General features: G+C 67.8%; 15 protein-coding genes and 1 pseudogene. 15 read left to right on the plus strand and 1 reads right to left on the minus strand.

The features are described from left to right. The 15 genes and pseudogenes from RUR49_RS19455 (at position 1) to RUR49_RS19525 (ending at position 11473) form a co-directional block, all read left to right on the plus strand. On the plus strand, positions 1–381 hold the full coding sequence (locus RUR49_RS19455) for a hypothetical protein (RefSeq protein ID WP_409148060.1): 381 nt from the start codon (positions 1–3) through the stop codon (positions 379–381). 62 nt (positions 382–443) lie between these two features. Then, a complete protein-coding gene (locus RUR49_RS19460) occupies positions 444–914 on the plus strand; it encodes a hypothetical protein (protein ID WP_409148061.1) in 471 nt (156 codons plus the stop codon). Further along, positions 911–1768, plus strand: coding sequence for an ATP-binding protein (locus tag RUR49_RS19465; protein WP_409148062.1), 858 nt, complete (start codon positions 911–913; stop codon positions 1766–1768). The genes RUR49_RS19460 and RUR49_RS19465 overlap by 4 nt, the downstream gene beginning before the upstream one ends. Further along, entirely contained in the window at positions 1765–2496 is a 732-nt protein-coding gene (locus RUR49_RS19470; protein WP_409148063.1) for a hypothetical protein, read from the plus strand. Before RUR49_RS19465 ends, RUR49_RS19470 begins: the two co-directional genes overlap by 4 nt. Continuing rightward, a complete protein-coding gene (locus RUR49_RS19475) occupies positions 2493–2726 on the plus strand; it encodes a hypothetical protein (protein WP_409148064.1) in 234 nt (77 codons plus the stop codon). The genes RUR49_RS19470 and RUR49_RS19475 overlap by 4 nt, the downstream gene beginning before the upstream one ends. Positions 2727–2890: 164 nt before the next feature. Beyond that, entirely contained in the window at positions 2891–3091 is a 201-nt protein-coding gene (locus tag RUR49_RS19480; protein WP_409148065.1) for a DUF6511 domain-containing protein, read from the plus strand. 10 nt (positions 3092–3101) lie between these two features. Continuing rightward, positions 3102–3875: a hypothetical protein gene (locus RUR49_RS19485; protein WP_409148066.1), complete on the plus strand. Its 774-nt coding sequence runs from the start codon at positions 3102–3104 to the stop codon at positions 3873–3875. Then, positions 3872–5155 carry an ATP-dependent RecD-like DNA helicase gene (locus tag RUR49_RS19490; protein ID WP_409148067.1) on the plus strand — a complete coding sequence of 428 codons (1284 nt, stop codon included), beginning with the start codon at positions 3872–3874 and terminating at the stop codon, positions 5153–5155. Before RUR49_RS19485 ends, RUR49_RS19490 begins: the two co-directional genes overlap by 4 nt. Continuing rightward, complete coding sequence (locus RUR49_RS19495; RefSeq protein ID WP_409148068.1) at positions 5152–5472, plus strand: hypothetical protein; 321 nt, start codon at positions 5152–5154, stop codon at positions 5470–5472. The genes RUR49_RS19490 and RUR49_RS19495 overlap by 4 nt, the downstream gene beginning before the upstream one ends. Positions 5473–5480: 8 nt before the next feature. Continuing rightward, a complete protein-coding gene (locus RUR49_RS19500; protein WP_409148069.1) occupies positions 5481–8408 on the plus strand; it encodes a toprim domain-containing protein in 2928 nt (975 codons plus the stop codon). Positions 8409–8487: 79 nt separating this feature from the next. Then, positions 8488–8964: pseudogene (locus RUR49_RS19505) on the plus strand (hypothetical protein); the annotation flags it as partial. Positions 8965–8980: 16 nt separating this feature from the next. Then, positions 8981–9184, plus strand: a complete 204-nt coding sequence (locus RUR49_RS19510) for a hypothetical protein (RefSeq protein ID WP_409148070.1) — start codon at positions 8981–8983, stop codon at positions 9182–9184. Next, on the plus strand, positions 9165–9614 hold the full coding sequence (locus tag RUR49_RS19515; RefSeq protein ID WP_409148071.1) for a DUF6362 family protein: 450 nt from the start codon (positions 9165–9167) through the stop codon (positions 9612–9614). The genes RUR49_RS19510 and RUR49_RS19515 overlap by 20 nt, the downstream gene beginning before the upstream one ends. A 300-nt stretch (positions 9615–9914) precedes the next feature. Beyond that, positions 9915–11195 (plus strand): site-specific DNA-methyltransferase, encoded by a 1281-nt coding sequence (locus RUR49_RS19520; RefSeq protein WP_409148072.1) that lies wholly within the window; start codon positions 9915–9917, stop codon positions 11193–11195. Continuing rightward, positions 11192–11473: a hypothetical protein gene (locus tag RUR49_RS19525; RefSeq protein ID WP_409148073.1), complete on the plus strand. Its 282-nt coding sequence runs from the start codon at positions 11192–11194 to the stop codon at positions 11471–11473. The genes RUR49_RS19520 and RUR49_RS19525 overlap by 4 nt, the downstream gene beginning before the upstream one ends. 161 nt (positions 11474–11634) lie before the next feature. On the opposite strand, the gene RUR49_RS19530 is transcribed toward RUR49_RS19525, so the two are convergent. Beyond that, positions 11635–12528: a Hint domain-containing protein gene (locus RUR49_RS19530; protein ID WP_409148074.1), complete on the minus strand. Its 894-nt coding sequence runs from the start codon at positions 12526–12528 to the stop codon at positions 11635–11637. Positions 12529–12597: the final 69 nt, after the last annotated feature.

Genomic DNA, 12597 nt, shown 5'->3' on the forward strand with positions numbered 1-12597 from the left:
ATGGCGAGGCTGCAGATCGATCCGATGCAGGGTCATCCCGTTCCGTATGTCGGCGAGCCGGTGAACGACCTCGCGTTCCTCGCCTGGGTCGCTCAGGCCAATGTCGGCGAGACATTCGTCTATCACCGTGGCTTCCTCGGCATCGACATCGGCCCGGGGATCTCTCGGTTCGGCGAGCCGGACCGCCAGCGGCTCCTCGGCCTCGCACAGGCGGCGCTCTCCGCCTTCGAGGCGGACCTCGTTCACCTCGTGCAATTGCGGCTTGAGCCCGACCGCTTCGCCTATCTCGCCGTGGCCCGTCGCAAACCGGCCCATGCGCCGGCTGCGCTCGCACGGCTCGTCGCCGCCTCGGGTCAACCTGATCTCGCCGCAGCAGCGTAGCGAGCACACCGCTACCTCAATTTTCCTATCGCGGAGCCACTCCGATGCCGTTCCCCTCGAACGTGCCCACCGTCGACGATCTGCCAGGGCTTGCCCTGCAGGAGATCGCCCGACTGCCGATCGATCTGCTCGCGAGCCTGCAGCATGACGTCGACGAGCGTCTGACGCAGACCAAGGCTTCGAAGGCCCGGCTCGACAGCGCGCTGGAAGCCCGCTTCGCCGCCCGCGCCGCCGAAATGCGTCAGGCACATGCCAAGGACACCGGCACGGTCCGCTTCGACGAGGGCGAGTTCACCATCGTTACCGATCTGCCGAAGCGGGTCGATTGGGACCAGGACCGGCTCGCCGCCGTGGTCGAGCGCATCCGCGCCGCCGGCGAGGATCCGGCGGAGTACGTCGACATCGCCTTCAAGGTGCCGGAGCGGAAGTACGCCGCCTGGCCCGATGCCATCCGCACCACTTTCGAGCCAGCCCGCACCGTGCGGACCGGCGCGCTGAAGATCGAGATCCTCCCGCAAGGGAGCGATCGATGAGCCTGCGCATCATCTCCGCCGACGACCGGCTGCGCGAGGCGCAGGGCAAGACAACGATGGCACTGTTTGGGCCGTCCGGATCGGGCAAGACCACTTTGTTGAAGACCCTGCCGCCCGGCGAGACGGTCTGCATCGATCTGGAAGCGGGCCTGAAGTCGGTCCAGGACTGGCAGGGCGACAGCATTCCGATACGACGCTTCAGCGATGCCGTCGACATCGCCTGCCTGATCGGCGGCGCCAACCCTGCCGCCCAGCCCGAGGAGCACTTCTCGGAAGCGCACCACGCGCATCTGCGCGCTCAGCATCCCGAGTTGGCCGAACGGCTCGACGCCAAGCGCATCATTTTCGTCGACAGCATCACCGATCTGACGCGACAGGCGATGGCCTGGGCGAAGAGCCGTCCAGAGGCGCTGTCCGAGCGGACCGGCAAGCCAGACACCCGCGGTGCCTACGGGCTGCTGGCGCGGGAGGTCATCGGGCTCCTGAAGCACCTGCAGCATGCGCCCGGGCGCACCGTCATCTTCGTCGGCATCCTCGAAAAGGTCACCGACGACATGAACCGGGTGACCTGGCAGCCGCAGATGGACGGCGGGAAGGTCGCGCGGGAGCTGCCGGGGATCGTCGACCAGGTGCTCACAATGAGCCTGTTCAGCCCGGAGGCCGGCGCTGGCCCCGACGCGCCGCCGACTTGGCGTCACGACCCCGACAAGGGCTGCGCCCGCCACCTCGTCTGCCAGTCCGGCAATCCGTTCGGCCTGCCCGCCAAGGACCGCAGTGGCCGCCTCGACGTGCTCGAGCCGCCGGACCTCGGAGCCCTGCTCGCAAAGATCAACCTGAGAGGATCCACGTTATGACCTTCGACATGAACGACGCTCAGCCTCAGCAGTCCGGCGACCTGATCCCCGATGGCACCTTCGCCAAAGTGGTGATGACGCTGCGCAAAGGCGGCACCGACGGCATGAGCGAGGTCGACCGCGGCCTTCTCAAACTCTCGAGCCAGCCTGCCAGCGACGTCCGGATGCTCGATGCCGAGTTCACCGTCGCGGAGGGGCAATACGCGCGCCGGAAGTTCTGGCAAAACTTCACGGTCCAGGGCGGCAAACTCGACGAGCAGGGTCAGTCGATCGGCTGGAAGATCTCGAAGTCGACCTTCCGCGCGATGATCGACAGTGCGCTCGGGTTGAACCCCGACGACATGAGCGACGCCGCCAAGGCCAAGCGAGTGCTGCGCGGGCTCGCCGATCTCGACGGCATCAGCTTCGTTGCCAAGATCCAGATCGAGGCGAGCAAGAACCCCTCCTACAAGGACGCGAACAAGCTCGAGCACGTGGTGCTGCCGACCGCGCCCGAGTGGAAGAAGGTGATGTCGGGCGAGGCAGTGCCCCCGCAGCCCTCGGCGAAGCCCCGACCCGCTGCCGCCGCGCTCGCCCTGCCCCTCGCTCCGGCGTGGGGCCAGTCGCAGGGGCCCTCCGCGCCAGCAGCGCCTGTCTGGGGCACGCAGGCTGTAGCCGCGCAGCCTGCGCCGACTTCGCCCCCGCCTGCCGCGAAGCCCGCTGCCGGTCCGGCCTGGCTGAACCCGTGACCGCGGATGAATGGCAGGCGCACGTGACGACGGAGGCGGCGCTGGCGATGGGCGGCTGGTTGGAGGGCCGCGGACGGCTCGACCGGCCCATCGCCAGCCTGACGCGGCGGGATCTCGAATGCATGGCATCGAACGCCATCAGCCGATTCATCGTGCTGGCATCAGAGCGCCGGACCGCCGCCGCCAGCCGTCAGGAACGCGAGGCGCTGGACCTCCTGCTGCTCGGCTGACCACGGCCGAGCTCGCCCGGCTCGTGCCCTGCTCCCTCTGCGGCCGGGAGGCTCGCGGCTTTGGCTACTGCCATGGCCTTCGCTGGCAGCGCCATCCCTTCCACCGCTTCTGCTCCATGGCCTGCCTGACGGCGGGCTCGGCCAACGCCTGGAGGAACCTCGGCGTGATCGACAAGACCGACATGGAGGCCCGCGCCATCCGCGAGGCCCGCCGTTCGCTCGCCGAGGCACTGACGGAGATGGGCTTGCTGGAGCCCTTCGCCGATCGGCCGGCCGAGGACATCGACCGCGTCATCGAGGCCTGCATCGACGGCTTCCAGGCCGCCATGCAGCGCCAGTCTGACGCCGGCAGCGTGCCGTTTTGAGGGAACGCCGGTGCTGATCGATCTCAATCACGGATCAGGGTTCAACTATGGCCGTCCCACCGATGCGCCGCCGCCGCTCGGCGTGCGCATCAATGGGGTCATCGACGCGGCGCTCACATTCGAGCGGGGTGGCCAGCGACCACGCGCATATCTCGGTGCGAGCCGCATCGGCGAGCCCTGCTCGCGGCGCCTCATCTACGAGGTTTTCCACACGCCGCCCGACCCCGGCAAGGAGATCGAAGGCCGCACGCTCCGCATCTTCGCGGCCGGGCACGTCTTCGAGGACCTGGCGATCCGCTGGCTGCGTCAGGCCGGCTTCGACCTCCGCACCCACACGCCGCAGGGCGGACAGTTCGGCTTCGAGACAGCCGGCGGCCGCATCCGCGGACACATCGACGGCGTGATCGTCGGCGGTCCGGATATCGGTCTCGCCTGGCCGGTGCTCTGGGAGCACAAGGCGCTGAAGGCATCGTCCTGGTCGGACACGGCCCGCAAGGGCGTGCAAGCCTCGAAGCCTGTCTACTTCGGCCAGATGCAGATCTACATGGCCTACATGGGCCTCGGATCTGCGCTCTTCACCGCGCTGAATAAGGACACCTGCGAGCTCTACCACGAGCATGTGCCGTTCGATCCCGCCACTGCACAGGCGCTGTCGGACAAGGCTGTCGACGTGCTGCTTGCCGCCGACGCCGGCGATCTGTTGCCGCGCATCGCAAGCAGCTCGGACTTCTTCCTCTGCCGGTTCTGCCCCTACGCCACTCGCTGCTGGGGGGATCGGGCATGACCATCGCCCTGTCGGACGCGCAAAGTCAGGCGATCGCCGCCATCCGAGACTGGTATCGGACGCGGCGGCACAGCCAGCAGATCTTCCGCCTGTTCGGCTACGCCGGGACGGGCAAGACCACAATCACCGCGCTCGCCATCGAGGCGCTGGGGCTCGAACCGATGACGCCGGGCGGCCTCGGTGGCGTGCTGTTCGCCGCCTTCACCGGCAAGGCCGCCTACGTGATGGCGCGCAAAGGTACGCCGGCTCAGACCATCCACAGCCTGATCTACCGCGTCTCGGAGGCGACCCCCGAGGAGATCGAACGCGTCACCACAGACCTCGCCGCGCTCCGCCGCGATCTGCCGCGCATGGGACCCGCGGAACGACAGTTCGCGCTGACTTTGATCGCACAGCTCGAGCTGCGTCTCCAGGACATCCACGAGCCGAGGTACCTGCTCAACGAGCAGTCGATCCTGCGCGATGCGGACCTTCTCGTCCTCGACGAGGTCTCGATGGTCGGTGCCGAGATGGCGCACGACCTGCTCGCCTTCGGCAAGCCGATCCTGGTGATCGGCGATCCCGGCCAGTTGCCCCCAGTCAAGGACACGGGCTTCTTCATCCAGGCCGTGCCCGACGTGATGCTGACCGAAATCCACCGGCAGGCCGGCGACAGCGCCATCCTGCGGTTGGCGACGATGGCCCGCGAAGGACTGCCGATCCCGCACGGCGCCTACGACGCCCACGTCTGGAAGATGTCGCGGCACGATGTCGGGCCTGCACAGATGCTACAGGGCGGCCAGGTGATCTGCGGCAAGAACGCGACGCGCCGCTGGCTCAACACCGCGATGAAGCGCGCGGCAGGCTTCACGGCGGACTATCCGAGTGGCGCCGGCGAGAAGATCATCTGCCTGAAGAACCGGCACGATCTCGGCCTCGTCAACGGCATGTTCCTGACGCTCACCGACGTGCGGCAGGACCCACGCGACACGTTCGCCTTCAGTGCGGCAGTCGAGACCGAGGACGGCACGAGCATCGCCGGCCGGCAGAACTTCTGGCGCGGCGAGTACGCAGATCATGTGGCCTTCGATCCCGAGCGCAGCCGCCGCGAACGGCAAGTGCGACGCGGCCTGATCGAGACGACCTGGGGCTACGCGATCACCTGTCACAAGGCCCAAGGCGACCAGTACCCCACCGTCGTGGTGGTCGACGACGGTTACGGACACAGCGCCATCGACCGCAATCGCTGGCTCTACACCGCGATCACGCGGGCGGAATGGGGGCTCGTAATCCTGTCATGACAACGCCGCGGCCACGCAGACCCTCCGTCGATCCCAGGAGCCCCGAAGAACAGGAGGCGAGCCTCTGCGAATTCGCACGCCGCCACGGCGTCAGCGTCGAGGATGCACGCAGGATTGAGGACGGCCTGCGGGCCATCCCGATGGAGCGGTTCCTGGAGGGCTGCTTCGGCCCCGATCACGGCGCCTTCTACGACGCGCATGCGGACCTATGGATCGTGCCGGACCGAACCTATCAGGGAGCGGGGTTCGCATTCATGGCGGTCCGCAGCGACCGCAGCTGGTTCAAGGGCGTCGTCCCGGCGGAGGCGTTCCAGTGACAGCCACAGTGATCGACCTCAACGACGTCAAGCCGATCGGCGATGCCACGCGCTACGACCTGGACCTGATCGTCCAGCGACTGCGCGAGACCGCGGAGACCTGGGTGCCGCGGCTGTTCCCGAACGGCCGGCGGTCGGGCGACGAGTGGCGCCTCGCGAACATTCGGGGCGATGCACCGCGCAACATGGGCTCGTGCGTGATCGCGCTGCGCGGGCCGCATGCCGGCGACTGGATCGACTTCGATGGCAATCAGGGCGGCGGGCCGATCAGCACCATCGAGGAGGCGACGGGCCTCGACGGCCGCGCGCTGATCATCGAGGCGGCCGAGATCGCCGGCGTCGCGCCGGGCGCTCCGGAACGGCGAGCACCGCAGTCGCCCCCTCCGCCGAAGCGCGATCCGGCTCTCGAGATCGCCCACATCCTCTCGGGCACCAAGCCACTCGCAGGCTCCACCGCCGCGGACTACCTCGCCGATCGCGGTCTTGTCGTGCCAACGGACGCCGATCTCCTGTTCCACCCCGACCTGACGCACTGGGAAGCGAAGGCCGGCTACCCGGCGATGCTCGGTCAGGTTCGCGATCGAGACGCAGCGGTCATCGGGCTGCACCGCACCTGGCTCGACACCGGTCCGGACGGCAGCACCCGCCAGGCACCGGTCGACAAGGCAAAGAAGATGCTCGGCCGTGTTGCCGGCGGCGCCGTGCGGCTCGCGCCCCTCGGGGACAGTGACCGGCTCGCGCTGTCGGAAGGCATCGAGACCGGGCTCGCGGCGCTGACGGCCTGTCCCGATCTACCGGTCTGGGCGACGCTCTCAACCTCTGGCCTCGAGCAGATTGATCTGCCGCCCACCGTCCGGCGTATCGTGATCCTCGCCGATCATGATGTCTCCGGCGCAGGCATGCGCGCGGCGGACGCGGCCGCACGGCGTCTGCGCGCACAGGCCCGCGACGTCGCCATCGCCTTGCCGCCCGAGGAGGGCGAAGACTTCAACGACCTTCTGCTTCGCGCAGGGCCCGAGGCCGTCGCGCGCGTGATCGCGGCGGCCGAGCGCGTCGTCGAGTCCGAGGCAGTGCTGCAGATCGGCCTGCACCGACCGCTCAACTACCAGGGTTCCGGCGACAGCCCGCCGACGTTGCGCGCCGACGAGGGTGATCTCGCACGCTCGGTCGAGCGGGTCTGGAGCCTGCTGATCGCCTCCAACCGGACACCGTGGGTGTTCCGCTTCGCCGGGCAACCGACCTGGGTCGTGCCCGACGACGAGGGTCGCCCGGTCGCCACCGCGCTGAACGAGGACAGGCTCCGCCACATGCTCGCGCGGCTCGCCCGCTGGGTGCGCCTCAACGCGAAGGGCGAGCTGATGCCGGCGCCACCGCCTGTCGCCGTCGTCAAGTCGGTGCTCGCCACACCCGATCCCGCGCTGCCGGTGCTGACCGGTATCGTCAGCACACCGGTGTTCGGCCGTGGCGGCACGCTCATCACCGTGCCCGGGTACCATCCCGATGCGCGGCTGCTCTATGTGCCAGCGCCGGGGTTCACCGTCCCGACCATCTCCATGCGGCCGTCTACGGCGGAAATCGCCGCCGCCCGCACCCTGCTGTGCGAGGACCTCCTCGGCGACTTCCCCTTCACCGGCGACGCCGAGCGTGCCCACGTCGTGTCGCTCCTGCTGCTCGGCTTCCTGCGAGGCATGATCGACGGGCCGACGCCGCTGCATCTGATCGAGAAGCCGACGCCGGGCTCCGGTGCGACGTTGATGGTCGACGCCGTCGCCACCATCCTCACCGGATCCGGCGCGAGCGTCATGACGGAAGGCCGCGACGACGACGAGTGGCGCAAGCGCGTCACCGCCAAGCTCCGCCAAATCCCCGCGATCGTGTTGATCGACAACCTGCGCGCCAAGCTCGACAGCTCCGCCGTAGCGGCCGCACTCACCGCGCCCTTCTGGGAAGACCGCATCCTCGGCGTCTCGGAGATGGTCCGCCTGCCGATCCGATGTCTCTGGATCGCCACCGGCAACAATCCCGAGTTCTCCAACGAGATGGCACGCCGCCTCGTGCGGATCCGGCTCGATCCCCACGAAGAGCGTCCCTGGCAGCGCACCGGCTTCCGACACCCCGACCTGATGACCTGGGTGCGCGCCAACCGCCCTCGCCTCGTCGCTGCGTGCCTCACTCTCTGCCAGGCGTGGATCGCTGCCGGACGACCGCGCGGCACCCGCACAATCGGCTCCTTCGAGAACTGGGCGCACGCCATCGGCGGCGTGCTCGAGGTCACCGGCATCCCCGGCTTCCTGGGCAACCTCGACGAGATGATGGAGGCGTCCGACAGCGAGGGCGCCGGCTGGAGCGCCTTCATCACCGCCTGGTGGGACCGCTTCGGGACGGCCGAGGTCGGCACCGCAGACCTCTTCGACGTCGCCGTGTTCTGCGATCCGGCTCCACCCATCAGCGGCAACAACGATCAGGCCCGCAAAACCACCTTCGGGTTGGCGATCAAGAGACTGCGCGACCGGGTGTTCCGGGTGGGGGATCTCAATCTGCGGATCGGCAAGGCCGGCACCTTGCGGCGTGCGGTGCGGTGGCAATTGGAGGTCCTCAAGCAGAAGCAACCGAGCTCGCAGGGCCGCGACAACTCCCGAGTGTGTGAGCCTCGGGACGGTTGTGTGAGCCTCGGCGCCAAACGCTCACACGCGCAACACACTGAAAACAATGACGAATGTGAGCCTTGTGAGGGTTGTGAGCGTTTTCCAACCCCTACGCACATGCGCACGCACGCGCGTGTGAAAGAAGATGCCGGAAAAGGCTCACAACCCTCACAAGGCTCACAAAGCCAAACAGTCTCAACCGCTTACGAGTGTGAGCCTCCGTGTGAGCCTCGAACGGCAGGCTCACAACGCTCACCGCGCCCCGACTGGCTGCGGGAGCTCGACCCATGAGCGGCCACCAGCCCCATCACCCCATCCCGCTGAAAACGGAAAGGAGCCGATCTTGGCCCACATATCTCTCACCCCGACACTGGACGTCGCTCCGTTTCATGGTGCGTCCGTTGTCCTCGCCCTCGATCTCGGCACCACCACCGGCTGGGCGCTGCGCGGATCGGACGGCCTGATCACCAGCGGCACGGCGTCATTCCGTCCCGGGCGCTTCGACGGCGGCGGCATGCGCTACTTGCGCTTTGCCAACTGGCTGACCGAGCTCGATCGCCTGTCCGGGCCCCTCGCTGCCATCTGGTTCGAGGAGGTCCGCCGTCACGCCGGCACCGACGCCAGCCACATCTACGGTGGCCTGATGGCGACGCTGACGGCATGGGCCGAGCAGCGTGACATCCCCTACGAGGGCGTGCCGGTCGGCACCATTAAGCGCCACGCCACCGGCAAGGGCAACGCGCCCAAGGACGCGATGATCGCCGCGGCGAGGGCGCGCGGCTTCAGCCCCGCCGACGACAACGAGGCTGACGCCGTTGCCCTGCTCCTGTGGGCGATCGAGACCAAGGGAGGGGAGGCATCCGATGAGGTGGGCCCCCCGCGGCTTCGGCGGTCACCGCCGCAATCCCGAACAGGTCAAGCAGGAAGGCTGGCTCGAGCAGAATGTCCTCGTCGTCAGCGAGGCCGACCCGCGCCTCACATGGCCCGAGCGCGAACTGGTCCGGCAACTCGGGGACAAGCTCTACGGCATGCGCAAGGAGGCCCGTCATGGACGCCTGGACCCGTGATCAGGTGGAGGAACGGCTTGCTGAGGCCGCCGACGTGTTGAAGCGGCTCCCCGAGGTGAAGGTACAGGGCTACTTCAGCACCTGGCCTCGCATCGCCTACGAGTTCTCCGACCTCGTCGGGCAGGAGGCTCCGCGCCTGCGCCGAGGCCCGCCAGCTCCTGACGCGATCTCGCGGATGGAGGCGACGCTGCCCTGGCTGCAGTGGCTGGAGCCGGACGACGCGAAGCTCGTCTGGGCCCGCGCCGAGCGCACGCCGTGGAAGCCGATCTGCTGGCGCTTCGGCATCTCCCGCGCCACGGCACACCGCCGCTGGGAGTACGCCCTCAGCGTGATCGTCTGGCGGCTGAGCGGTCGCCGCCCGCCAGCGAAGCGCTCGCAGCGGTTCGTGGTCGAGCACGCCGTGCGTCAAGCGCAATCGCGCTGGGCGTGAATTTTTCGGTGAGACACTGCAGGTCGAGACCGATGCGCCTGATTTGGTCTATCCCTTGGGCAGGCTGGCGAGAGGCGCGGGCGGGGGACCCCCCTCCCCCTCTGGTTCCTCCGCCGGGGTGCACCCAGTGCGGGGGGGCGCCGCCCGGAACCTCGCCACCGACACCATGTTATTTTGAGTTACCAGTTACCGCCGCCGGTTACCGGCCGGCGCGCTAACCTCCCCGCAATCCTTGACGCTCTCGTGGACCTCCGGCGATCTCGCCGGTGGTAACCGCGCGCGTCGGTTACCGGACGATCCATGCCCGCCACGTCGCCCCGCCTGCCCGACGCGATCGAGCACTGGCCGGTCGACCGGCTGCGGCCCTACGGGCGCAATCCACGCACCCACGACGACGACCAGATCGCACAGATCGCCGCCAGCATCGTCGAGTTCGGCTGGACTAACCCGGTGCTCGTCTCCGCCGACGGCGACGTGATCGCCGGCCACGGCAGGCTGGAGGCGGCGCGCCGGATCTCGCTGGACACCGTGCCGGTCGTCATCCTCGATCATCTGACGCCGGCGCAGCGCCGCGCCTACGTGATCGCCGACAACCAGCTCGCCCTCAATGCCGGCTGGGACGAGGCGAAGCTGTCGGCCGAGCTGCAGGCGCTGCTGGCTGACGACTTCGACCTGTCGCTGCTGGGCTTCGGCGACGGCGAGATCGACAAGCTGCTCGCAGCAGAGGCCGACGGCGAGGAAGGCGGCGACGGTGGTGGTGCCTCAGCCGAAGAGATTCCGGAGCCGCCGATCAACCCGGTCTCGCGTCCCGGCGATCTGTGGATCCTCGGCGAGCATCGACTGCTCTGCGGCGACGCGGCGAAGCGCGAGGATGTCTGCCGGCTGATGAACGGCGAGCGTGCAGCCCTGTTCGCCACCGACCCGCCCTACCTCGTCGACTATGACGGCAACGAGTGGGACGACAGCAGCCAGGGTGCCGAGCTCTATGACGGCTTCATCGCCGCCGCCGTGGCGGAGGCGATCACCGAGGATGCCGCCTGGTACTGCTGGCACGCCTCCCGCCGCCAGGCGATGGTTGAGGCGTGCTGGGAGCGAGCTGGCGCGTTCGTCCATCAGCAGATCGTCTGGGTAAAGGACCGCGGCGTCCTCACCCGCTCGCACTACCTGTGGAAGCACGAGCCGTGCTTCATGGGCTGGCGCCGTCCGAACCGTCCCCCGAAGGTCGCCGACCAAACGCTCCCCTCGACGTGGGAGATGCCGAGCTTCACGAAGGACGAGCGGCCGGACCATCCGACGCCGAAGCCGCTCGACGCCTTCGGGATCCCGATGCGCCAGCATGTTGCGCGCGGCGGGCTCTGCTATGAGCCGTTCTCGGGCTCCGGCTCGCAGATCATGGCGGGCGAGGCCAACGGACGGCGCGTGTTCGCGATGGAGATCAGCCCCGCCTATGTCGATGTCGCCGTAGAACGTTGGCAGATCGAGACCGGGAAGGAGGCGATCCTCGACGGGAACGGCGGCAACTTCGCGGCGGTGAAGGCCGCACGGCTCGGTGAAGGCTCGGAGGATACGGCGGCGGCATGATGCAGTCGCGCGTCATGTCGCTGGTCGAGGCGATCGCCAACGTCGTCGTCGGCTACAGCGTCGCCGTCCTGACGCAGATCCTGATCTTCCCGCTGTTCGGTCTGCATACGACGCTCGTTCAGAACCTCACCATGGGCGCCGTGTTCACCCTCGGGAGCATCGCGCGGTCGTTCTCGCTGCGGCGGCTGTTCGAGCGGATCCGTATCCATCGGAAGCACGGCCGCGCGCAGATGGATGACCGGAGGACGCGCGGTCGACATAGAACTAGCGTCCACTGAATGTCACCCGAGCCTCGATGGACGGCGCTGCCAGAGTGGACTATGTCGACGCGCCGGTCCCGCGGCGACGCTCAGCTACCTCCCCCCTTGGCGCAGAACGATGTCGTGGGGCCGGCGCCGGGATCGACATTGCCGTTGCCCCAGTGCGCTGCAGCGAATGGCTATGCCGCGGTACTCGCTACGGCTGTGATCCCGGCAGCCCTGTCGGCGAGCCGCCGGCGGATTGCCTGGGGCAACTGCCGTGCGGACTTCACTCGGGGCAGGTTAAGCTCGGCGAGGAGCGGGTCTGTACCGCCGTAGAGCGCCTCATACTCCGCGTAGTTGTCGAACCGCCGGCGGGTGACGTTGTCGACGAAGGTTTCGGCCGGCACGCCTTCGGCGAGGATCAGCGCATGGTCCTCGAGCTCGATGTGGAAGTAAGTGAAGCGCTCCGGCATTGCAGCTTCGCGGACGATGGTAGAGCCGTTGACGAGGGCGCCGGCTTGGACAAGCAAACCGTCCAACATCAGCGCGTGGTCCGGCGAGACCAGGAGATCGCGCACCGGCAGCCCCTCGCCGAGAGCACCGGCCGAAACGCGGATCGGGAACGAGCGCAAGGGATCGGCGAAGAGGGTCACCACCGTCTGGACGCCCACCCATTTGACCGGCGCGGGGCGGCCGTCGGCGGTGAGCACGATGTCGCCGATGACGAGGTTGTCGACGAGCTTCTCGCCAACGGGCGTTGCGACCATCGTACCGGCGAGAAAGCAAACGGTGAAGGGATCCGTATTGATGTTCAGCGAGTCGAACAGAGTTGGAAAATCCGCCGCGCTCGAACCAAACAAATACTTCGTGGAACCACCCGGGTCCAAAACTACGTAAATCTTTCCGTCGATCGTCGTCGAACCAAAGAATCGTGCTATTCCTGAACCGTCACCAGTAAGGTAGATAGTCTCCCCGCGGATGAACGTATCGCTTTCGTCGTCACCGTTCGACAAATTAAAATTGTAAAAATCTGCGTCGGCAATTTCGCCGCCCACATATATAGCACGATACTCCGAAGAAAACTCAGCCATCTGCGGCCCCAAAGGCAAGTCCGCGCAAAGGGTGTCAGAGCGAAAATTCTCCGTCAAGGTCGGCGCTGC

Source organism: Pseudoxanthobacter sp. M-2 (genome assembly GCF_046156265.1).
GTDB lineage: Bacteria > Pseudomonadota > Alphaproteobacteria > Rhizobiales > Segnochrobactraceae > CAMDHY01.